General features: G+C 55.5%; 26 protein-coding genes. 22 read left to right on the top strand and 4 right to left on the bottom strand.

Translation table 11 applies throughout. From position 1 onward, the window contains the following. The first annotated feature begins 1 nt into the window (after position 1). From J1C59_RS17100 to J1C59_RS17050, 11 genes are all read left to right on the top strand, one after another. Positions 2-487 carry a lytic transglycosylase domain-containing protein gene (locus J1C59_RS17100; RefSeq protein ID WP_128084557.1) on the top strand — a complete coding sequence of 162 codons (486 nt, stop codon included), beginning with the start codon at positions 2-4 and terminating at the stop codon, positions 485-487. After that, on the top strand, positions 484-1,158 hold the full coding sequence (locus J1C59_RS17095; RefSeq protein ID WP_128084556.1) for an A24 family peptidase: 675 nt from the start codon (positions 484-486) through the stop codon (positions 1,156-1,158). The genes J1C59_RS17100 and J1C59_RS17095 overlap by 4 nt, the downstream gene beginning before the upstream one ends. Before the next feature lie 5 nt (positions 1,159-1,163). Beyond that, the gene (pilV, locus tag J1C59_RS17090; protein ID WP_128084555.1) at positions 1,164-2,570 is read left to right on the top strand and encodes a shufflon system plasmid conjugative transfer pilus tip adhesin PilV; all 1,407 of its coding nucleotides are present in this window, start codon (positions 1,164-1,166) and stop codon (positions 2,568-2,570) included. Between the two features lie 214 nt (positions 2,571-2,784). Continuing rightward, complete coding sequence (locus J1C59_RS17085; RefSeq protein WP_242281346.1) at positions 2,785-3,630, top strand: plasmid transfer protein; 846 nt, start codon at positions 2,785-2,787, stop codon at positions 3,628-3,630. 11 nt (positions 3,631-3,641) lie between these two features. Next, positions 3,642-4,355 (top strand): TIGR03759 family integrating conjugative element protein, encoded by a 714-nt coding sequence (locus J1C59_RS17080; RefSeq protein WP_128084554.1) that lies wholly within the window; start codon positions 3,642-3,644, stop codon positions 4,353-4,355. Further along, positions 4,334-4,951 (top strand): lysozyme family protein, encoded by a 618-nt coding sequence (locus tag J1C59_RS17075; RefSeq protein WP_128084553.1) that lies wholly within the window; start codon positions 4,334-4,336, stop codon positions 4,949-4,951. The genes J1C59_RS17080 and J1C59_RS17075 overlap by 22 nt, the downstream gene beginning before the upstream one ends. Beyond that, entirely contained in the window at positions 4,948-5,478 is a 531-nt protein-coding gene (locus J1C59_RS17070) for an integrating conjugative element protein (RefSeq protein WP_128084552.1), read from the top strand. Before J1C59_RS17075 ends, J1C59_RS17070 begins: the two co-directional genes overlap by 4 nt. Further along, positions 5,478-6,113, top strand: coding sequence for a restriction endonuclease (locus tag J1C59_RS17065; RefSeq protein WP_128084587.1), 636 nt, complete (start codon positions 5,478-5,480; stop codon positions 6,111-6,113). The genes J1C59_RS17070 and J1C59_RS17065 overlap by 1 nt, the downstream gene beginning before the upstream one ends. Before the next feature lie 6 nt (positions 6,114-6,119). After that, complete coding sequence (locus tag J1C59_RS17060) at positions 6,120-6,584, top strand: hypothetical protein (RefSeq protein ID WP_128084551.1); 465 nt, start codon at positions 6,120-6,122, stop codon at positions 6,582-6,584. Between the two features lie 7 nt (positions 6,585-6,591). Further along, on the top strand, positions 6,592-8,706 hold the full coding sequence (gene traD, locus J1C59_RS17055) for a type IV conjugative transfer system coupling protein TraD (RefSeq protein WP_128084550.1): 2,115 nt from the start codon (positions 6,592-6,594) through the stop codon (positions 8,704-8,706). Further along, entirely contained in the window at positions 8,693-9,454 is a 762-nt protein-coding gene (locus J1C59_RS17050) for a TIGR03747 family integrating conjugative element membrane protein (RefSeq protein WP_128084549.1), read from the top strand. The genes traD and J1C59_RS17050 overlap by 14 nt, the downstream gene beginning before the upstream one ends. 90 nt (positions 9,455-9,544) lie before the next feature. Here J1C59_RS17050 and J1C59_RS17045 read toward each other — a convergent pair whose 3' ends face one another. Genes J1C59_RS17045 through J1C59_RS17035 form a run of 3 tightly spaced genes read right to left on the bottom strand, consistent with a single transcriptional unit; the run spans position 9,545 to position 10,855 of the window. After that, entirely contained in the window at positions 9,545-10,057 is a 513-nt protein-coding gene (locus J1C59_RS17045) for a GNAT family N-acetyltransferase (protein ID WP_128084548.1), read from the bottom strand. Between the two features lie 35 nt (positions 10,058-10,092). Next, positions 10,093-10,407, bottom strand: a complete 315-nt coding sequence (locus J1C59_RS17040) for a DUF1493 family protein (RefSeq protein ID WP_128084547.1) — start codon at positions 10,405-10,407, stop codon at positions 10,093-10,095. A gap of 4 nt (positions 10,408-10,411) precedes the next feature. Then, entirely contained in the window at positions 10,412-10,855 is a 444-nt protein-coding gene (locus tag J1C59_RS17035; RefSeq protein ID WP_128084546.1) for an STM2901 family protein, read from the bottom strand. Positions 10,856-11,028: 173 nt separating this feature from the next. Here J1C59_RS17035 and J1C59_RS17030 point away from each other — a divergent pair, with 173 nt between their 5' ends. Genes J1C59_RS17030 through J1C59_RS16980 form a run of 11 tightly spaced genes read left to right on the top strand, consistent with a single transcriptional unit; the run spans position 11,029 to position 19,310 of the window. Beyond that, a complete protein-coding gene (locus J1C59_RS17030) occupies positions 11,029-11,346 on the top strand; it encodes an integrative conjugative element protein, RAQPRD family (RefSeq protein ID WP_128084545.1) in 318 nt (105 codons plus the stop codon). Then, positions 11,337-11,582: a TIGR03758 family integrating conjugative element protein gene (locus J1C59_RS17025; RefSeq protein ID WP_162287373.1), complete on the top strand. Its 246-nt coding sequence runs from the start codon at positions 11,337-11,339 to the stop codon at positions 11,580-11,582. Before J1C59_RS17030 ends, J1C59_RS17025 begins: the two co-directional genes overlap by 10 nt. Before the next feature lie 13 nt (positions 11,583-11,595). After that, on the top strand, positions 11,596-11,964 hold the full coding sequence (locus J1C59_RS17020; protein WP_128084544.1) for a TIGR03745 family integrating conjugative element membrane protein: 369 nt from the start codon (positions 11,596-11,598) through the stop codon (positions 11,962-11,964). 9 nt (positions 11,965-11,973) lie between these two features. Beyond that, positions 11,974-12,348: a TIGR03750 family conjugal transfer protein gene (locus tag J1C59_RS17015; RefSeq protein ID WP_128084543.1), complete on the top strand. Its 375-nt coding sequence runs from the start codon at positions 11,974-11,976 to the stop codon at positions 12,346-12,348. After that, on the top strand, positions 12,345-13,004 hold the full coding sequence (locus J1C59_RS17010; protein WP_128084542.1) for a PFL_4703 family integrating conjugative element protein: 660 nt from the start codon (positions 12,345-12,347) through the stop codon (positions 13,002-13,004). The genes J1C59_RS17015 and J1C59_RS17010 overlap by 4 nt, the downstream gene beginning before the upstream one ends. After that, the gene (locus tag J1C59_RS17005) at positions 13,004-13,891 is read left to right on the top strand and encodes a TIGR03749 family integrating conjugative element protein (protein ID WP_128084585.1); all 888 of its coding nucleotides are present in this window, start codon (positions 13,004-13,006) and stop codon (positions 13,889-13,891) included. The genes J1C59_RS17010 and J1C59_RS17005 overlap by 1 nt, the downstream gene beginning before the upstream one ends. Beyond that, positions 13,888-15,411: a TIGR03752 family integrating conjugative element protein gene (locus J1C59_RS17000; protein ID WP_128084541.1), complete on the top strand. Its 1,524-nt coding sequence runs from the start codon at positions 13,888-13,890 to the stop codon at positions 15,409-15,411. The genes J1C59_RS17005 and J1C59_RS17000 overlap by 4 nt, the downstream gene beginning before the upstream one ends. Then, the gene (locus J1C59_RS16995) at positions 15,411-15,686 is read left to right on the top strand and encodes a DUF7446 family protein (protein ID WP_128084540.1); all 276 of its coding nucleotides are present in this window, start codon (positions 15,411-15,413) and stop codon (positions 15,684-15,686) included. Before J1C59_RS17000 ends, J1C59_RS16995 begins: the two co-directional genes overlap by 1 nt. Next, entirely contained in the window at positions 15,673-16,089 is a 417-nt protein-coding gene (locus J1C59_RS16990) for a TIGR03751 family conjugal transfer lipoprotein (RefSeq protein WP_128084539.1), read from the top strand. Before J1C59_RS16995 ends, J1C59_RS16990 begins: the two co-directional genes overlap by 14 nt. Then, on the top strand, positions 16,090-18,894 hold the full coding sequence (locus tag J1C59_RS16985; protein WP_128084538.1) for a conjugative transfer ATPase: 2,805 nt from the start codon (positions 16,090-16,092) through the stop codon (positions 18,892-18,894). A gap of 11 nt (positions 18,895-18,905) precedes the next feature. Continuing rightward, entirely contained in the window at positions 18,906-19,310 is a 405-nt protein-coding gene (locus tag J1C59_RS16980) for a hypothetical protein (protein WP_128084537.1), read from the top strand. A gap of 287 nt (positions 19,311-19,597) precedes the next feature. Here the strand turns inward: J1C59_RS16980 and J1C59_RS16975 are convergent, their stop codons facing one another. Beyond that, a complete protein-coding gene (locus J1C59_RS16975) occupies positions 19,598-21,733 on the bottom strand; it encodes a CHAT domain protein (protein ID WP_128084536.1) in 2,136 nt (711 codons plus the stop codon). Positions 21,734-22,132: the final 399 nt, after the last annotated feature.

The following is a 22,132-nucleotide window of genomic DNA, read 5'->3' as shown; positions in this document are numbered from 1 at the left end:
CATGTCCCGTCCGCTGCTGACGCTGTGCGTTTTACTGTTGCTGTTCTGCGCCCGCGCCCGGGCCTTCTGCTTTGACGCAGCGGGCGCAAAATATCATATAGACCCGCTGCTGATTCAGGCGATTGCAATCGGTGAGAGCAGCCTGCAGCCGGGTATTACTCACATTAACCGGGCGCCCGGAACCGGGCGGCCCGTCAGCACCGATTACGGCCTGATGCAGGTGAACTCCTCTCATATTCCGGCGCTCATCGCGAAGGGCTTTATCAGCAGCCCGCAGGATCTGCTGACGAAACCCTGCCTCAACGTGCAGATAGGCGTCTGGGTTCTGGCCACGCATTTTCAGGTGTGCGGCATCAGCTGGAACTGCCTGGGCTCGTACAACGCCGGGTTTCGTAAAGACCGGCACGAAACCCGCGAGTCCTATGCCAACCGCATTTATGCCATTTATAAAAAACTGCTGTTAAAAGAGCGGGGAATTAAACTGTGACACTGCTGACCCTGAGTATGCCCTGGCAGTTTGCTGCCCTGATATTTCCTGTATTCGTACTGCTGTTCCGGCTGCTGGCTAATCAGGTATGCACCAGTCTGCGGCCGTATCCTTTGGTCACTGACTGCGCCGACACGGCCACGTCAGGGATTGTCTGGCTGTATGCGTGTGCCGCCACGGCCGTCGTTCTGGCTCCGGTGTCAGTCAACCTGCCGGCGTTGTTTTTTCTGATGTTTCTGTTCAGGCTGACGCTGGCCGATGCGCTGACAGGCCTGCTGCCCCGCAGTCTGACCGTCAGCTGTCTGCTGGCCGGTCTGGCGGCGTCACTCTGGCATCATGATTCAGATATGAGGGCTGAGGGCGCAGCGCTACTGAAGCACCTGTTTTATGCGATTTTCATGATGCTCACAGCCAGTGGATTTCGCCTTGTCAGCCTCGCTGTGCATGGTTATGAAAACCCCGCGACCGGAGATGTCTGGCTGTCCGGGGCTGTCTGCACCTGGCTGGGATTCCAGGGTTTTCACGCCGTGGTGACCGGGTTCCTGCTTTTCACTCTGTGGCAAATACAGGCGCGCCGCACGTCTGAAGGTGGCCCGCTTGGACCCTGGCTGGCCGCCGGCGCCGTGATAGTGACATTAATTCAGCTCTATCAGCCCCTTATTATCTGGTGAATACTATGTCCTCACGCATACATCCCGATCGTGGCTGGGCCTTTGCCAGCACCGGCGCTGCCCTCATTGTTCTGGTTTTTATAACCGCCTGGGGCAGCTCACTGATTCAGGACTGGAATGCCCGGCAGAACTGGCTCAGGAGCGCCACGCAGGCCTCGCGCTTCACGCAGGCCGTGAAGCGCTACGCGGGCCGGTATTACGATACTCTGCTGTCGACCGCACCGGTCACGGTGACCCCGGCCATGCTCAAAAATACGGGCTTTCTGGAGCCGGGATTCAAAGAAACCAACGACTACGGCCAGCAGTATCTTGCGTCTGTGGTGCGTAATGCGTCGCAGAATAACCAGCTGCAGGCGCTGGTATACACGCAGAACGGCAGTCCGCTGCCCTTTATGGCCATGGATCAGATTTCCGTCAGCATTAACGCAGGAATGGGGGGATATATCATTACAGCGGGCACCGTGACCGGCGCCCGGGGGGGCTGGTCCGCCCCCCTTCAGACCTTTAATGCGAACACCACGCCCGGCCATATTGCGGCGCTTCTGACCACGGATGACCTGGGTGCATCCCGCGCCGAAAGCGACCGGCTTTACCGGTTTGCGGTGAACGGCAAACCCGACCTTAACACCATGCATACCAGCATCAACATGGGCGGTAATGACCTGAACAACACCGGAAACATCAACGCGGCAAACGGCAGCTTCAGCAGTAACGTTACGGCAAATGGCACTGTCACAGGTCAGGACGTGAATGGCCGGGGCAACGTCAGCGCCGGAAACGCTGTTTCGGCAAATGGCGTCGTGACCGGGCAGGACGTCAACGCGCGGGGTAATATGTCTGCGGGGAACAGCATTACCGCCAATGGAGATATCCGCAGTACCGGTGGCTGGTTTATCACCCGTGACGGCAAAGGCTGGCTGGATGAGTCTCACGGCGGCGGTTTTTACATGTCCGACAATGACTGGGTCCGTGTTATTAATAACAAAAATATTTATACCGGTGGTCTGATACGGGGTGGCAACGTCAGGGCTGATGGTGATATTTCGGCGGGAGGCATTCTCTATCAGGACAGTGTTAATGCGGAATACACAACCTGTCGCCCTGAAGGTGCGATTAGCCATCAGGTAGGCGGAGCCATACTTTCATGCCAGTCCGGAGTCTGGCGACGGATGTCTGCCACCAAAACTATTGTTTCAGCATCTGCAGATGTGATGCGTTTTTCCGCAGCAACGGCAACCTGTCCGGCTCCAAAAAAAGTCGTGGGAGGTGGCGGGAACTGTGAAAGTCTGAGCCATCAGGGAACTGTATGGCTGGTCACATCCATTCCGTCAGGTGATGCATCATGGTTTGCATACTGTGATTCAACGAAAAACCAGGTAATTCGATCAACAAGCTACGCCATTTGTGAATAAGACATCAGCTTTATCGAAGGCATTTCTTGATCAGCACGAGCAACAGTCTGAAAGGCTCAATTCATATAGCTAATTTTTTATTACTGCTGGCTTTACACAAAACATGCAAAGTCCATTAAATCTTCAGAACCGGCTGATGAGTTAATCATCGTCATTGTATCGTGAATTTTGCACCTTATGGCCGTTCTGCTGAGCAGCCATAAGGAATTCACCGATGTCTCTTACCCACGCCTCACCCGATGAACTGGTGCCGGAAGTCACCGGCACTGGTCATGCTCCGGATGAGCCAGCCCATGATGATGTTCCCTCATTACTCCGAAAACCGCCGGTTGATCTGCGCAGAGTAGCCCGTCACGTCAGTCTCGGCGTGCTGGTTGCCGCACTGCTTGGCACCCTGACTGCCTCAGCGGTGCTTCTGTATAAAGTGTCAAATCTGACTATCCGGGTTAACACGCTTGATGCCGCTTTCCGAAGCGGACAGATAGGCCAGCTGTCTTCGAACGTTACCGCGATGCAGGAAAAGCTGAAAACGCTGGAAAAACAGGTTACTGCACTGGAGCCGGTGCAGGACAAAATCAGCTCCCTCTCCTCTGATCAGCTGAAACTCAGCACCCGTGTGAATCAGCTCAGCGATGCCGGCCTCAGCGATCATCAGTCTGTACAGCAGCTGCAGCAGCAGGTGGAACAGCTCAGCCAGTCGGTTCAGACGTCGGCTGCGGCACTTGAATCGCTGAAACAGCAGGCCGCGGTGACCCCCAAAGCCCCTGAGACTGAGAAGGCAGCACCGCAGCTGTCCCGCAAGGTGGTCTCTGTCCCAAAAAAGACTAAACGGTCAGTCAGGCACGCGGCGATGCCGGCTGCACCGTTCGTGCTGACCGGCATTGAACGCCGGGGTGGCCAGACGTTCGCCGTGGTTATTCCCCGGGGCGTTGACCTCATTTCGTCGATGCGCCTGCTTTCGCCCGGTGACGGTTTTATGGGCTGGACCCTGCGTGCGTTTGAGGGCAACGCCGCACTGTTCAGCGTCAGCGGCAGCGCCGTTCGTGTTCAGGTTCAGTAAAAGGACAACTCATGAAAAAAACACTGACTGCAGCGTTAATATTACTGTCGTTCCGGGCGCTGGCCGCATTGCCGCCGGATTATGAAATGCGCAGCACCATTGCGCCACTTCAGGAAAAGAGCTCATCGCAGCAGAACACAGAGCAGCAGGCACAGCAGTGGGGCCTGTCTGCGAGCGACTGGAGCCGGTATCAGACGCTGATGAAAGGCGGGCGCGGGATCATGTCACCCGGCCTGGATCCGCTGACCGCACTGGGCGTTGAGACCGATAACAGTGCGGAACGCCGCCGCCTGGCCGAACTCTGGGTGAAACACGAATACCAGCGGACCGAAAAGGAGCTGGCCTTCCAGCGCGACGTCAACGCCGCCTGGCTGCGCCTGTACCCGGAAACGCTCGCGGTCAACATGGGCACCAACGCAGCCGGCATCGCGCACGACACGCAGGGACGTCTGGCGCTGTTCCTCAGAGAAAACTGCTCACGCTGTGATGCGCGTCTTGCCGCCGTTCTGGCTGACAACCGCCCCGTCGACCTCTACCTGGTTGGCATCGACAGCGATGACGGCCTGCGTGCCTGGGCCGTCAGACACAACATACCGGTGGAAAGAGTCCGCAGCCGTCAGATTACGCTCAATCATGACAATGGCCTGTGGTTCAGGTACGGCATGGGTCAGATGCCGGTCATTCTGCAGCAGGGGGAAAGCGGATGGCAGGTCGCGGCGTACTGAAGCAGGCAGCTTTCCTGGCCTGCCTTGTCAGCTGCGCCTGCGGGGCGGCCGATAGGCGGCAGGTCATTCCGGATGCCTACCGGCAGATAGCGGCTGCAGAAAGAGTGCCGGCGGAGTCGCTTTATTCACTGGCCATGGCGGAGAGCACCCGCAAAACCGCCTGGGGTACAAAACCCTGGCCGTGGACCATTAACGTCGCCGGCCGGGGTTATCACTATGAAACGCGTGAAGCGGCCTTCACCGCACTGCTGGGATTCGTGCAGCGCTGGCCACTGAAGAACATCGATGTGGGCGTCGCTCAGGTCAACCTGGGCTGGAACGGGCATTTTTTTCCGGCCTACCGCGATGCCTTTGACCCGTATCTCAACCTCCGCGCCGCCGCCCGCATTCTCCGGGCCTGTTACGAAGTACGCCCCGGCAGCTGGTTAAACGCGGCAGGCTGTTATCACCATCCTGCCGGCGGTAAAGAGGCGCAGACCTATATTGCCATCGTCCGTCGCAGACTCGGCCAGATTGCCCCGGTTACATCCGGTGCGCAGTCTGTCACGCCGGCCGAACTCGCCAGTAACACCCTTACCTGGATCGAACCGAAATGATGAAACGCAACAGCCTTATCCGGAACGTTTTTTTCAGCGTGTGCCTGCTCCCGGTCGTCGCGGGAGCCAGTGCTGCGCTGGTTGTCGTGGGTGACCTTGGCGGCGAGTCCACTGCGCCGTACTTTGATGCCATCAATGCTGATAAAGATGCTGTTGCCGGCACACCGTCTGTGCAGGCTGCGCCGCCAGAATCGCTGTCCATATCCGACATGCTGCCCGTCACCACGCCGGAAATGAGTCCGGGCCCGGTATCGCCTCAGGCGCTTGAACTCTCAGGCATGCCGCCGGTATTTGTTGTGGGCGACGACAGCCTTTCAACGCAGTGGCTTTCACGGCATGCAGCAGAGCTCAGTCAGATGCGTGCCACAGGCATGGTCGTCAGCGTGAAAGACGCATCTGCTTTGAGCGCGCTTCGTGCACTTGCGCCGTCTGCTGACATGGTGCCGGTCAGCGGCGGTGACCTTGCCCGCCGTCTGCACCTGACCCATTACCCGGTACTGATCACCGATAAGGGGCTGTCACAGTGATGCCGGTGTCAGTTATTGCAGAGCTGATAAGGGCGCATCCGGTCAGGGTTGCGGTCGCTTTGGCGCTGGCTCTTTTTCTGGTGTGCCTGCTCTCTCTTTTAGGTATCCGGAGCGCCAGCGGGCGTCGCCACCGCCGCTATCAGAAGCGTGCGGCATCAGCACTCGCCCGCCTGCCGCAGCTGCGCGACGACGCTGCCCGCATGGTCTGGCTGCGCAAAATGAATCCGTATGTCTTTGAGGAGATGCTGCTCACGGCACTGTCCCGTCAGGGATTCCGGATTAAGCGAAATGCCCGCTACAGCGGGGACGGCGGCATGGACGGTCAGGTCTGGATAGCCGGACAGCGCTGGCTGATTCAGGCGAAGCGCTACGGCGCCTCGATCAACGCCCGCCACATCGCTGCATTCGGAGAGCTGGTCCGCGATGAAGCGTGCCGTGGGCTGTTCATTCACACCGGCCGTACGGGTGAAGTCAGTCGCGAGGCCTTCAGATGTTATCCGGACGTCACGCTCATAAGTGGTCAGCGCCTGCTTCAGCTGCTGAACGCTGACCGCCGGTGGCTGGATTTTCACAGCAACGCATGCCAGCTGCTGTCTCAGCCGTCACTTACCCGCTCCCGTTCACTTATAAGGTAACCCGTTATGCGCATGTTCCTGAAAACCATCCCGGCCGCTGTCAGTAACTTTCTGGAGTCAGTGTCGTTGGATAACGCATTTTCCGCCATCATGATCCCTGTACTCTGGCTGCTGATCTTAGTGGCCTTCCTCTTTCTTTACCTGCTCAGGATCGTATTTCTCTGGCCTCTCATATTTTTCACAGCCACGACAGCCGTCATCATTATCCTCATTCCGGTTCTCACGCTGATAAATCCGCTTTTTACGCCTGATGTTTTGACGCACGGGATGATGAGGGTGTTCCACCAGTTACCTTCTGTGTGGCTGGCATTGATACTGCTGAGCTTAACGGCCGACATGCTGCTGTTTTTACATCGGGAACACAGCCGGGAGTTTGCGGGGGTACGTGATCGTATATTCAGGCGGGGCATTATTCAGGCCGGTGAGCGGTCGGGTCGCGGTGGTGATTTAACAGATAAGCAGAGACGCTGAGACGGACATGAGCAATCGTTACGTTATGGAGTCGCTGCTCCGTCCCGCCGTCGAGCTGTATTCGGCAACCGTGGCCGGCAGTGCCACCTTCATCTGCCTGATAGCGCCCTGGTCTGTCGCGCTGGCCCCCTCGGTGAGCTGGGTAACCGCTACGGGATTTGGTGTGCTGGCCCTGAAGCGCACCTCGCAGGGGGTAAAAATACTGCGCTACCGGCGCAATATACGCCGCCTTTCGCGCTATGCACTGACCAGTGACCAGATACCCGTCAGCCGCCGGCACCTTTTCCTCGGAAAAGGTTTTCAGTGGTCGCCCCGCCATACGCAGCGGCTGATGGAGGCCCGCCGCCCTGAGTGCGAAATCTACGTCCAGCCCTCATTAATGTACCGCATGGCCCGGGAGCTGGAAAAAAAGATGGAATACAGCCTGCCGTGGCTGTGCCGGCTCACCCTGGCGGATTCCGCCCTCAATCCGTTCCGGCCGCTGCCCCCGGTGGGCGGCAGCTCTGTTTATCACGGTGTTGAGCCCGATGAAGTTAACGTCATGTCTGATCTGGGCGAGCGCGTGGGCCATATGCTGGTCATGGGTACAACCCGCGTCGGCAAAACCCGCCTGGCTGAGCTGCTGATTACGCAGGATATCCGCCGGCGCAACGCCGCCGGTGAGCATGAGGTGGTTATCGTGTTCGACCCCAAAGGCGACGCCGACCTGCTGCGGCGCATGTATGCCGAGTCGCACCGCGCAGGCCGTCAGGATAACTTCTGGGTCTTTCACCTGGGCTGGCCTGACATCAGCGCACGCTATAACGCCGTGGGCCGTTTCAGCCGTATCTCCGAGGTAGCGTCGCGCGTCGCGGGTCAGCTCTCCGGCGAGGGGAATTCCGCCGCCTTTCGTGAATTTGCATGGCGGTTCGTCAACATCATTACCCGGGCGCTGGTTGCCCTTGGCCAGCGCCCTGATTACAACCTGATCTTACGTTATGTCACCAACATCAGCGAACTCTATGAGACCTATGTCGATAACCTGCTGAGTGAGAAGGCACCGGCGCTTATGGGAAGCATGGAAGCACTGATGCAGGCCGGCATCAGTGAAAAAGACCTGCCGCGTCACCTGCAGGGCAGAGCGAACGGCACGAAAATCTGGGCGTCTGAGCAGGTGCTGGGCAGTCCTGAGGGGAAAAAGCTCTGGGACCCGGTGCTCGATGGACTGCGCAGTGCAGTGCAGTATGACCGGACGTATTTCGACAAAATCGTGGCCTCGCTTCTGCCGCTGCTGGAAAAGCTCACCACGGGCAAGACCGCCGCGCTGCTGGCGCCCGATTACGCCGACCTTAACGATCCGCGACCCATACTCGACTGGCACAACATCATCAAGTCACGCGGCGTGGTCTACGTCGGCCTCGATGCGCTGTCCGACCCGGTGGTGGCCGCCGCCGTGGGAAACAGTATGTTCGCCGACCTGGTCTCTGAGGGGGGACATATTTATAAATTCGGGCTGGGTGATGAGGGTGAAGAAAAAGCCGGTAAGACCGTAATCAACCTGCACTGCGATGAGTTTAACGAGCTGATGGGGGATGAGTTTATTCCGCTCATCAACAAAGGTGGTGGCGCCGGCTTCCAGGTCACGGCCTATACGCAGACACTGTCCGATATTGAGGCCCGCATCGGGAATGCGGCCAAAGCCAGCCAGGTCATCGGTAACTTTAACTCCCTGGTCATGCTCAGGGTACGTGAGAAAAACACGGCCATGCTGATGACTGATCAGCTGCCAGAGGTAGGGGTATATCAGAAAACCCTGACGTCCGGCGTGACCGACGTCTCCCGCCCGGGTGAAGGCACGGACTTCAACAGTAACGTTAACGATCAGGTGACGCTGGTTAAGGTGCCGATGATAAGCCCCTCCGATATCATCAACCTGCCAAAGGGCCAGGCCTTTGCGCTGCTGGAAGGCGGACGGCTGTGGAAAATCCGGATGCCGCTGCCGGTCAGCGACCACAATGACCGCTTTATGCCAGCGAGCCTGAAACAGCTGGCTGACACCATGGAGAAAAATTACCAAAGCCATGATTCGTGGTGGACGGGCGGCGACATAGGAAGTCCGGGAGGCCCGTATGCCCCGGAATGATGATGTTAATAACCAGAACAGTACGCCCTCAAAGCCCCGCCAGTCGGGCCCGTTTACGCTGCTGCTGTGGGATCTGCCGGTGAGTCTGATGGGTATCCTGACTGGCTCACTGCTCGTCAGCCTCGGCGTTGAGTACGCCTGCATCACCTTCCTGTGGCCGGACGAGGGCGCCACACACAGCTATCAGGTCATGGTTGCGGAAAGCCACTGGCTTTCAGAGGGATATACCCGAAGCCTGCTGATGAACACGCCGGTTGAAACCATCACCCGCTGGGTACAGGTCGCGTGGCACTGGCTGTTTGTGGATAGCGGGATCAGTCACTGGCTGGCCTCATTCAGGGAAACGGGACCGACGGGGAACGGCCTCATTCCGTCGCTCAACGGTTTTGGTGCATCCCTTATCAGCTGGCTGGAAGAGTACCTGCAGGCCACGCTCTGGGTGACGCTGGTTTTCTTTATCCGGGTAATGATCCTGTTTCTCAGTATTCCGCTGTTCGGGCTGGTCATCATCACCGGCATCGTGGAAGGGCTGGTCAGGCGCGATCTGCGTCGCTACGGGGCGGGTTATGAGTCGAGCTTTGTCTATCACCACGCCAAACGCTTTATCAGGCCGGCGCTGTACGGGCCCTGCATGCTGTATCTGGCCTGGCCAACGGCCGTGTGGCCAAACCTTTTTCTGCTGCCCTCCGCGTTGCTGGCTGGCGGCATACTGGCTGTGGTCACCGCTTCGTTTAAGAAGTATCTTTGAGGCGGTATCTGTGTGTGTTTATGGGGAAGTATGCCCGCAGGGCCTGCGCCGCTGCAGGGCAGGCCTTTTTTTAAGGGCTTAAAAGGAGGTTCACAGGCTCATGCCCAGAACATGCAGCGTGACGTGTTGGGTAGCAGTGTTGAAGAAATTATTTCGTATATATGCCATGCCCTGCTTTTCATAAAATCTGCGTGCACGAGCATTTTCTTTAAGCACTTCAAGCCACAGAAAATCACTGCCTTTTTCTTTTGCCATATCGGCAACTTCATTGAATATAAGCTGACCGTAGCTTTTACCTGTTGTACCTTCGGAAAGGTACAGTTTATTCAGGAGCGTTCCTTGACGTGATGTTCCCGGAATCTGGCATTGCCATGTGACTTTTACAAATCCAACCGGCGTCAGGGTCTCAGCGATATACCAGTTAACTGAAGGCTCAGCCAGGCTGCTTACGATAGCCTGTAACGAATACTCCTGCAGAAGGAACTCATCCAGTTCCTCCCTGCGGGTCCAGTACTTTTCAAAATGATGGGTGTATGTTCGGACACCCAGCTCATTCAACAGCGAAGCATCAGAATGTCGTGCTTCGCGCAGAATTAATGTCATTCATTTATCTCTGACTGTGTAGGTCATCGTGTCGTTTAGGGGAAAAGCCAGCGTCCGGCTTCAGCTGACTCAATCAGCATTCTGACGGTAAGCGCTGCAGGCTCATGATGGTCCGTGCGCATATATTTTGGCAGTATGGCGTCAGGCAGGAAGCGTATCCCCTCGTTAGGAAAGTATTTTCTGAACTCAAAATGAGTCATGTCGACGCCAAATTTCTCTGCATACTCTTCAATAAAATCAGTGGCCTCTTCAGGCAGTACCATGTGGTTCCCCGTGCTTAGTGAGACATCATCTGTCATTTCCCAGAAGTATTTTTTAAGCAGGTTTCTGACCTGAACTGAAGTTTCCATGAGCTTAATCCTTTTCACCCGTTATCAGTCGGTAGCGATGTATGACGTTATTCGTAATGATGGAGATGTCATAAGCAGTAATGACGGCACCTATCCATGGCACCCAGCGACCAACGTAAGCGCCCACGCTCGTTGTATAGGCCCATTGTCCACGAATCATGCTACCGATTGTCAGCGTCCTGCGGCGGTTCGCAAATCGTTTTTTGATCAGTTTGCGCGTTATCATCGAGAGAGGACTTGTGCCTGTTGTTGCCGTCCTGGCATCCAGTTTTCCGGAGACGGGTATAAATGGCAGGCTGGCCAGCATTGAGGCGACGGCCAGAATATCCGTGATGCCGCTGAAGGTTTTAGTAAACTCATCAAGGATCAGCCACATCAGCAGCTCTTCTTTATCAACGCTCATGCCGTCAAAGAAATACTTCCCGCCCAGCTGCTCGGTCGTGTCCATGTGCCCTTCGCTCCGGTTGTGAATCCACTGTTCGGTTAATCATCGCCCAGCCGGGACGCGTTTAGCCAGAAACAATCTGCTTTTATTTTCAGAAATCCATAAAGATTTTACTGCTGTCAGGCGAGCGCGGTTGCGTCACTCTCACCGTCATCTGTTACCCGGGAGAACCGTACATGCGCCGTTTACCCCCTTTCATTGCACTCCTTGCCTGCGTTATGCCCGTCATGGCGTGCCATGCCGCCGAAAAGGACGAGCTGGCGCTGGTGATGCGCCAGCTGGATCAGGTCCAGGCGGGCCTTGACCGCGCCCGCGTGGTGGCGAATCAGGATCAGGATGCCCGCTTTTACTTTGACTATCAGCAGGCCACCCGCGACATCGCGACCATGAAGCAGGGTATTTCCACCTACCTTGAACCGTCCCGCGCTCAGCCGTATGCCGGTTCAGCCTCTGTCACTGGCCAGTACCGGGCACAGGAGCCGGCATGGCGATGAACGGCGCACAGACTTCGGGCTGGGCGGCAGGCACCGGCAGCAGCCTCACTCCCGGACAACTGAACATCCTCATTCTGAGCACGCTCGCCGTTGTCATGCTTCTGTTTTCTGCCTGGTCGCTGGTACAGGCTTACCGTGGGCTCGCGTCCAAAACTGTAAGATTTCAGCAGATCAATGAGCTTTTCATCCGGCTGGCGATCCTCTGGCTGCTGACACTGTTTTTCTTCTTTAACTGAAAGGATACCCGCTATGAAGTGCATTTTTCTGATGAGGCTCTGCCGTGCCGCACGGTTACGCGCAGCGCAGCTGATGTTGCCAGTGATATTGACGGCAAACCAGGCATGGGCTGGCCTGCCCAATGTTGAGCAACCGACAACGGGTGGCGGTGGCGGATTATGGAATACATGGATGGCCTACATCAAGATGGCAGGCCTGGGGTTTGGTCTTCTGGTCACCGTCGCGGCCTTCCTGGCGGTGGCGCATGCCGTCATCACTTCGTTTCATGACGTGCGTAAGGGCAAAGGCACCTGGACTGAGCTCATCCTCTACAGCGTCGTCGGCATCATCCTTATCCTGGTGGTTATCTTTCTCGCGACCAAAGCTGCAGACATCCTCTGAGGACCGATTATGGCCGTTATCGACTTTCTTCCTGATCGGCTCAATTATCCGCCCGTGGTGTATCGGGGGTTTACCGCCAGCGAGTTTCTGCTGGCGGCGGGCACGGGCAGCCTGGCGGGTATTCCGCTGGCTGTGCCGCTGTGCCTGGTGCCACATGTCGGCTGGCTGGCGTTTCCAATCTGCACGCTGCTGATGCCGCTGGTCTCAGTGTTCATCGGTGGCCGCTGGGTTGCCGCTTACAAGCGCGGTAAGCCAGAAAATTATATCTGGCAGCGGCTTGAGCGAATCCGCTGCCGTCTGGGCCTGTCACGATCGATGATTGTGGCCAGCCGCGCGTGGGAGCTGCAGCGCACGTCCGGGCTGGCAGTGAGGAGGCCAGGATGAGCCGGTTTCGTAACGGTATCACCGCGCGTGATAACCACATCTTTTCCCTGCGCATTGCCTGCGTACTGCTGTTCGCCGGCATGCTGGCCACCTCAGCCGGCTGGATGCGGGCGCCTTCGGACATGACCATCCACATTCCCCCCGACCTGCGCTCGGGCAGCACGCAGAAATGGTGGGTTGTTCCGCCCTCAACGGTTTATGCCTTCGCGTTCTACATTTTCCAGCAGCTCAACGCCTGGCCGACCGACGGTGAGGTGGACTATGCAGCGAAGATTGCCCAGCTCAGCCCCTACCTGACACCGTCCTGCCAGGACTTCCTGAACAGGGACTATGAGTTTCGTAAAAATAATGGCGAGCTCAAAGACCGCGTGCGCGTGGTGTATGAAATCCCGCGTCGCGGCTACAGCGACAGCAGCGTCGACATCCTGAGTGACGACCGCTGGGTGGTCCGGCTCGACCTGGTGGCAGACGAGTATTACCACGCCGAGAAGGTCAAACGCGCCCTGGTCCGCTACCCGCTTAAAGTGGTGCGGTGGGAGGGGGATGCCGCCCGCAATCCGTTTGGCCTGGCGCTGGACTGCTACGACTCCACGCCGCAGCAGCTTGAAGCCATTCCGCAGGCGGAGCCCGTGAATAAATCAGGAGTCTTCCAGTGATGAAACGTCCTCTGACCCTGCTGTGCCTGCTTCTGGTTTCAGGCCTGACGCAGGCGGTTGAGCTCATGAAGTGGGAGCGCATCCCGCTGCAGATACCGCTTACTGTCGGTCAGGAGCGCATCGTGTTTGTAAACAAAAATGTGCGCGTGGGGTTCCCGCCGGCGCTCAACGGCAAAGTGCGCATTCAGAGCACCGGCGGCGCGGTCTACTTTGACGCCAGCGGGGCCTTTCCGGTGACGCGCATTGAGCTGCAGAATAAGGAAAACGGCGAAATCATCCTGCTTGACGTCAGCGCCACGCCCGGCAAAGTGACCCGTGAACCGGTGAAACTGGTTTATGACGGTGAACTGGCTACGGCAACGGCCAGCGATAAACAGACCGTGAGCGGCGATGCCGGCAGTAGCAGTAATACCCCTTCACCGGACACACAGGCTGCATCTGCACCGGCACGCAAATCGCCAAAACTCAGCGCCCCGCTGCCGGTGGTGCTGACCCGCTACGCGGCCCAGAGCCTTTACGGGCCCGTCCGGACCGTGGAGCCGGTGCCGGGCATCAGCCCCGTGTCGCTGAAGCTGCCTTCCTCCATCACAGCGCTGATGCCGGGCGAACCCGTTTCGGTCACGCCGATGGCGGCCTGGAGCCTGCAGGGCGACAGCGTGGTGGCGCTGCAGGTGCGTAACCGTTCAGCCGGCAAGGTGGTGCTGGACCCGCGTGAGCTTCAGGGCCGTTTTGAGACGGCGACCTTTCAGCACCGCTGGCTGGGTCGCGCCGGCACGCCGGAAGATACAACGGTCGTATACCTGGTCATACAGGGACGCCCTGAAGGCGCGTTTATCGCTGAACCGGTCACTGTCATGCCCGGACAGGCGCGGAGGGTCAAGAAATGAGCCAGCCCGGCACAAACCTGTTGGTAAAAGTGGCGGTGCCGCTGGTGCTGACCGCCGCCATCATCGTCGGCGTTAAATCCTGCTCGGATCCGAATAGCGCAGCGACAGCCCCGCAGAAAACCACCAATGCGGCACTGCAGAACCTGACGCCTGACGAGCTGAAGGCACTGGGCGTTGAAGGTGACACGCCGCAGGACACCCTGCGCACCATCGTGGGTAACTTCCGCCGCGTTCAGGACCGGCTGGATGTGCTGGCCGGCGACAACAAAAAGCTGAACGATGAAAACGCGGCGCTGAAAAAGACCAACGGCAACGTTGACGCACAGATCAATCAGGCCGTGGCAAATGTCCGGGCTGATGAGGCTGATAAACGGGCAAAACTCAGTGCTCAGGTGTCAGACCTCGGTGCGCAGGTCGGTCAGATGCTTGAACAGCTGAAAAACGGGGGGCCGGGCACGCCGGCTAAAGCCCTTTCGCCGGGTAGTGATATCCCAATCGGGCTTGGCTATGACAGCGGCAGCAGTGGCAGCGTCACGATGTCAGCGCCCGCCTCAGACGGCCTGCAGTGGGTCGAGCCGAAAGACGGCATCCCGCTGGATGCCAGCGGCAAACCCGTTACTGACAGCAATAAAAATGCCGCGACCGGTTTCTCGTTTGCTTCGTCGTTCGGTGAAGCGGGTGACGCCGGTAAACAGGCCGGTGCGGCGGTGACCACTGCCGTCAGTCAGGCCGCTCCGGATGCAATTAAACCTGTCGATCCGGTTTTTACGCTGCCGGAAAACTCCACGCTGGTCGGCAGTCGCGCCATGACGGCGCTGCTCGGCCGCATCCCCATTGACGGTAAAGTCACCGACCCGTACCCGTTTAAGGTGATGCTGGGTAAGGACAACCTGACGGCCAACGGCATTGAGCTGCCGGACGTTCAGGGGGCAATCGTGTCCGGTACGGCGACCGGTGACTGGACGTTATCCTGTGTGCGCGGATCGATTACCAGCATCACTTTTGTGTTCGAGGACGGTACTGTGCGCACACTGCCGTCGCCGGACAGTCAGAACGGCGGCGGTAATAACCAGAATTCGCAGAACAGCAGCGGTAACGGCAGTAACAGCATCGGCTGGCTGTCAGATGACAACGGTATTCCCTGCATCTCCGGCACCCGTAAAAGCAACGCCTCTGCCTATCTGCCGACTATCAGCCTGCTGGCCGGCGCTGCTGCTGCCGGCGATGCACTTTCCCAGAATCAGATGACGGGCCAGACCAACGCCATGGGCGGCGTGACGCAAACGCTCACCGGCGATGCGGGACAGGCCGTGCTGGGTAAATCGCTGTCCGGGAGCATGAAAGAAACCGTGGACTGGGTAAAGCAGCGTTATGGCCAGACTTTTGACGCGATATACGTGCCGCCGGGTCAGACCGTCGCGCTGCACATCACCCGCCAGCTGGCGATCGACTACGAAGAAAAAGGCCGCAAGGTGAAGTATGACTTCAGCCTGGCAGGCTCAGGTACGGGGATGGACTGATGAACAACCAAAGTAAAGACAGTAGTGAGCTTGAGTACCGCGTGGGGTATACCCCGCTCAGTGGACGACTGTATGCCGGGTTTGTCCGGCGTGATACGGGCAAGAGGGAAGCCGAACCGCGTGATGTGACGGACTGGGCCATGCTGGCCGTCGCCCGGAAGCTGGTTCGTGAAGAGACCGATGTTCTGCTCAGTCAGGCGGACGGCCGAATCCTGCGCCTTTCCGCAATCATTTCTGAAACGAATACACCGGGGGCTGATTATGCAGAAAATTAATCCCTTACTCTTACTCATCCTGAGCGGGACAGTTGCGCTGATGCTGAGCGGCTGCAGTACCTCCAAAGATGATATGCTGCCCCCGGGGGACAGCAGCATGCTGGAACTCTGGAATATCGGTGCGTCCACCACGCACGCCACGGCGGAGAGCCGCTCCACGCTGCGCCGGCCGGTGTCTGACAGTGAGAGCACGAGCAGCCAGCAGACCCGGGACAGCTACAGCCGCACCCAGGAAAATGAAATCCAGCAGACCTTTCCGCGTCTGCCCAACCCTGACATGGTGATGTATGTGTTCCCACACCTGGCCGACGGGAACACGCCTGTGCCGGGCTACAGTACCGTGTTCCCGTTTTACAGCCAGGTGCAGTATGCGCTGCCCGGCGAACGCACGGAGGCGCTGTAGATGGCCTTTCGTCTTTTTCGCCGCCGCCGTGAAGCACAGGCTGAGCATCAGCACGGTGACGGGCCGTTTTCGGTTGATGGCCATGAGCCCCTCTCCCGCGAGGGTCGCCTGACGCATGCTGATGAGTCGGGCCTGTATGCCACCGGCCCCTCCATTATTGACCACGTTCCGTGGGGGGAATACCTGCCGGAACACCAGTGTATCCTGCTCGATGACGGCGTGTCTGTCGGTGCGGTTTATGAGCTGACGCCCGTCGGCACCGAAGGCCGCCCTGAATCCCGCCTGGAGGAAATCCGCGACGTGGTGGAGAACGCCCTGCAGGACAGCATCCCGGAGCTGGACTCGCACCAGTGGGTGGTGCAGTTTTTCTGTCAGGACGACTCCGATCTGTCGGCGTACATGGATTCCATCAGAGGCTATGTCAGACCCCGGGCACAGGGAACGGCCTTCACTGAGGCCTGGCTGAACGAGCAGGAGCGTCACCTGAAAAACGTGGCGGCTGAAAAAGGCCTGTTTGTGGATGAAACCGTGACCGGTGCCCCCTGGCGCGGGCAAATCCGTCGCACGCGCATGGTGGTTTACCGCTGGGTTGAAAAGCCGTATCGCGATCCGATGGCACCGGAAGTGTTACTGAATCAGGTCTGCGACCGTCTGACATCGGCAATGAGCGGTGCCGGCATCCGTTCCGTGCGACAGAACGGCGAGCAGATACACAACTGGCTGCTGCGCTGGTTCAACCCGGCCCCCCAGTGGACGGACAAGGCCACGCTGTACCGCTGCGCCCGCCACAGCGACGAGGCACCCGGCGACCTTCCGCTGCTCAATGACTTCAGCGAAAGCCTGTGGTTTACCCGTCCCCGCAGTGATGCTGACAGGGGCATATGGTGGTTTGACAGCATTGCGCACAAGGCGGTGCCGGTTGCCCGGCTCCGCACCCGCCCCCAGACCGGCCACCTCACCGGCGAGGTAAAGCGCGGCGACAACATCAACGCTATTATGGACCTGCTGCCAGAAGGCACCGTGCTGGCCATGACCCTGGTGGTGCAGCCGCAGGACAGGCTGGAGGCGAACTTTGCCAGCCTGAGCCGCAACTCAATGGGGGAAAATGTGGATTCGCTGCGTGCCCGCGAGGATGCCGCCACGGCCCGCACATATCTGGGTAACAAACACAAGCTTTACCGGGCGGCCATTACCCTGCTGATAAAAGGTAAAGACGAGGATGCGCTGAGCAAACGCTACCTTGACCTCAGCAGTAAACTGCTGAATTGCGGGCTGGAGCCGGTCAACCCGGAACACGATATCGGCCCGCTCAGCACCTACATGCGGGCGCTGCCAATGTGCTTTAACCCGCAGCACGACCGGCACAACTGGTACACGCGCCTGATGTTTGTCCAGCATTTTGCCTGTATGGCACCGGTTTACGGGCGCGATACCGGCACCGGCCATCACGGCCTGACCTTTTTTAACCGGGGCGGCGGGCCGCTGTCGGTCGATCCGCTCAATAAAGAGGACCGCACTCAGAACGCGCATCTGTTGCTGTTTGGCCCGACCGGTGCCGGTAAGTCTGCCACGGCGGTGGACAAGCTTTCGCAGATGGTGGCCATTTACCGATCGCGCATATTCCTGATTGAGGCGGGTAACAGCTTCGGCCTGTACGGTGATTACTGTGCGTCGCTGGGCCTCAGCGTTCACCGCGTCAGCATCAAGCCCGGAAAAGTGGTGTCGCTGGCCCCCTTTGGTGACTCGCACCTGCTGATGAAGGCAAAGGCCGGTGAGCTGCTCATCAGTGAGGACGACTTACCGGAAACAGACGCTGATGACGAGGAGGACGAAGACGGTGAACGCGACGTTCTGGGCGAGATGGAAATTGCCGCCCGCCTGATGATTACCGGCGGTGAGGCCCCGGAAGAGTCCAGAATGACCCGTGCCGACCGGGGGATGATCCGCGAGGCTATCATGAACGCGGCCCGGAAAGCTTACGCAGAGTCCCGTCAGATGCTGCCCGGGGATCTGATGTCTGCGCTGCAGGACATTGCCCATGACGTCAGCCAGGGCGATGACGGTCGCGAAAAGCGGACTTCGGCCCGCCGCGCACGCGCAGAGGAGATGTCGGAGGCGCTGCGCATGTTCACGGAGGGCTTTGAAGGCGACCTGTTCAACCGTCCTGGCACTCCGTGGCCGGAGGCCGACGTCACGATTGTCGATCTCGGTCAGCTGGCCCGCGAAGGGTACGAGGCCCAGATGGCGGTAGCAGTTATCTCCCTGCTGAACACCATCAATAACATCGCCGAGCGCGACCAGTACCTCGACAGGGACATTATCGTGCCCATTGATGAGGGCCATATCGTCACCACCAACCCGCTGCTGGGCCCTTATGCCACTAAAATCGCCAAAATGTGGCGTAAGTTAGGCACCTGGCTGTGGATTTTTACGCAGAACCTCGCCGACTTCCCCGATACGTCAAAAAAGATGCTCAACATGGCCGAGTGGTGGATTTGTCTGGTGATGCCCCCTGAAGAGGTGGAGCAGATCGCCCGTTTCAAAACGCTTAATGAAGAGCAAAAGGCGATGCTGCTCTCTGCCACCAAGCTGCCGCGCAAGTATACCGAGGGGGTTATTCTGTCGCGCAAGGTGCAGGCGCTGTTCAGGGCGGTGCCGCCGAGCCTCTATCTGGCGCTGGGCATGACTGAAAAAGAAGAAAAAGCAGAGCGCCGCGCCATTATGGACGAACTGAAATGCTCGGAACTTGAGGCCGTTTACCATGTTGCGCGTCGTCTTGACGAGAGTCGTGGTCTTATTTACTGACAGGGGATTTTATGAAAAAACTGACCATGGCGCCGCCACGGGTTGTCCAGGACAAGGCTTTTGTTGCCACTGTCATTTTTACCGTTCCACCGCTGGGACAGGCTTCGGTCGGCGAGACGGATAACCTTGCTATACTGCAGCTTCGGGAAGAAATATGTCAGCGTCTTGAACACCCCCTGCTGGTATCGGTCTATCCGCATCGGGTCGGGCGCCGCAGCTGCACGGCTGTTCGTCTTTCCGGTGCAAATAATAAGGTGCTGGACATTCTCATCACCGTCACGGGCAATACACAATGGCCGGCAGATGGGGATTACAAAACCGGCATTCGCTGGCATATCTGCGTGCCTGATGCCACTGATATGCTGTGGGTGCTGAAGGAGATAGATCGCGCCACCGAAGCAGGAATGAGCCATTAAACAGGCCCTCCGTTATCGCGCGGCACCGGTGTGTGGTGTCGGGCGATAACGGAGGCTGCGGGTGCGGGCGGCATAGAGCCCGCGTTAGTTATATTTACTAATTCCATTCATAACCCTACAGAGCTTTTTGAACGCAACTTATGCTGCGCATCACTCATACCCTTTAAATCGTATGCAGTAGATAATTAAAATCAAAACGAGTTAATTCAATGTAGATGATTGACTAAATTTTCTGAGTTGGTTTTATAAAAAACAAACCCATTTTGATTAATACTATGAATAAAAAACTACTCCTTTAGCTTAATGCTAATTGATTCTGGAAATCCTATCTGGCTGTAACACATGGTCTCTGTTATATATAATTTCTCGTCAATGATATTAAGAACCTCTACCTCTTCTAAATCAGTTAACTTCGCCAGCTTTTCAATTGTGTAACTGAACCAATCCTGATTTAGCATATTAATATACGTATTGATATCAATGGCATCCTCTTGCCAAGAATCTTTAGCAATTAAGCCCTCACGTTCTAAACCCCTTATTAAATCGGTAGCATAAGACATCCTAAGAAATATAGATAAAAGAAGCCTCATATTAACGTGAGAGTAGTCCTTTGGTATGGCAGATGGAAAGTCATAAAGCCTGAAAATTAATCTACTAACGAAAACAGCAGAGTCTATGGCATTTACAGGAAGTAAAGTACCTATGACGCTTAATGCGCCACTTACCATAAAACCATTAGCTACTGATGCATGCGAACCACTAAGTGCAGACGTAAGACAAGCACTAAGTATGACGACTGGAGGGATTCTGGCAACCTTATTGAGATGCCATGTGTCAATTTTCTCATCACCAATGATTAACCAACCATGTCCTATGTCACCTCCATGATCTCCATGGCAATCCATTACAAGCAAGTATCCATTATATTGGTTCAACGCCTCGATAAATTCAGCATTTGAATTTACATCAATAATTTCACAAGATAAGTCAGGCATATGCACCCTAAAAGTATCTAATGCAGTTTCCAATATAAACTTTAAAGGATCATCTGGTTGAAAAGAGCGAATGACCAAAACCTTTTTTAGTTCTGATGCATTTATCACAGTACGTGGGAAGAATGATGCGTTCTGTAATAGAATATTCCCCGGCGTTGTGTTTATCCTGGATATTTCATGGCTAAACATAACAGGCAGCCCCCTGAACCTAACCCAGTCTAAAGGCACATCGCAGACGAATGATATGTCATTGAAATTATCAGTTATATATGATCGTAACTTATTCCCCATAGTTCTTCGTATTACCGTGTTAAATACTTTGGCAGTACTTATAAAGTCAGGGGCATATATTCCAATCTTGACGGCTAGCTCTTCGATTCTTTTTAGTATATTGCCATGATGATTTATTGAATTTGGCATTCTAATAGCAGGTATTTTTTTATGTAAACTAAGCAAAGAGATTGCAGCCGTTGTTAATCGCATTTCAGAACGCCTAAGTGAAATGAAATATTTGAATATCGGATTTTTGAAAAAATCCTTTGTTTTATGTTCCTCAAGTTCGACCCTGATGCCTGAATAAGCAGGATTTCTAAGGACGCCGTTAATCAAAAATCTTTTCTCATCTAAATTCAATTCTTTACCGACCAATTCATAGAGGTCATGGTTTTTATCATACAGAAAAGAATGCATTCCTGGAGCGTATAATAAAATTTCCACAGGAGGATCTATATTTAATTCCTTCGTGCAGTTGATGTAAGCGTCAACGCTGTCAATTATTATATTTATAAACTCTCTTTTGCTGCTTCCATCTTTAATTCTTTTTGGCCGTGATAACATATAGCCAATGGATTCCATAAGCAGTTCATTTGGCAAGGTCGCATTGTTAAGAGTAGATCTCCAATTTGAATTTTTAAACAAAAATCCTCTTCTTTTAAGGTTGTTTGATATTTTTCTTTCACCAGTTGATTTTCGTATCATGCTTTCTAAGAACTTCAACCTAGAGTACAAAGCTTTATCGAATGAAAAAATGCTATTTATTTCATTTAAGCGTATGTCAGCAGATTTGTTATTGCAGCATATTATTGGTGGTACTTCGAAATTTTTGGCGATTTTGCTAACGTATAAAAAGTCTTCTTTAACACAAAATATCAAACAAAATGGCACATGATAAATATTAGGTATATTTTCAATATTTTCTTTAGAGATAAGAGTGATTGGGTTTAGTGCATTTAGCGTATCATCCACCCCATGTGATTCGGAAACAAAAATATCCTTTAATTCTTTGGGTGCCTTGCTTAACAAGAAGAGGATTTCAGCTACTTCAGGATTTAGAATGCCAATATCGAAACCCTGAAGAAATGTCCACTCTCCTGTTGTTGGCATTATAACAACTTTATGTATAGCACCTTTCTCTTGTAGTAGCTCCATAAAAAACCTCACTTTACAATCTAAGGGTAGATTAAACTTTAAAATAGCAGCGATGACTATTTATTTCCATGTCGAATGAAAAATCTGATAAACTTTATATAAGGCCAGCTGTTGTCGATGGCATGCACTGGGCGTAGTAAATTTGAAATGTTCTTGGGGTGCAAATTTTCAATATATTTTCTTAGAACATGATTTTAAAAGTTTCATCATACATGCAAGGCAACTCTTGATATGTGTGATCACAAAGGTGTGATTCATCTCAGCCAAACAGTTTATCCCTGATGCGTTAAAAAGTATTTGATATCCATAATTCAGTATCCTTTATTGTAGCGTTGCCGTGCGCCATGAGTGTCATCAGTGTCATCAGTGTCATCAGTGTCATCAGTGTCATCAGTGTCA

Origin of the sequence: Pantoea deleyi (assembly GCF_022647325.1) — a bacterium.
GTDB lineage: Bacteria > Pseudomonadota > Gammaproteobacteria > Enterobacterales > Enterobacteriaceae > Pantoea > Pantoea deleyi.
The sequence above is the reverse complement of the archived record's forward strand: the minus strand, read 5'-3'. Positions and strand labels throughout refer to the sequence as shown.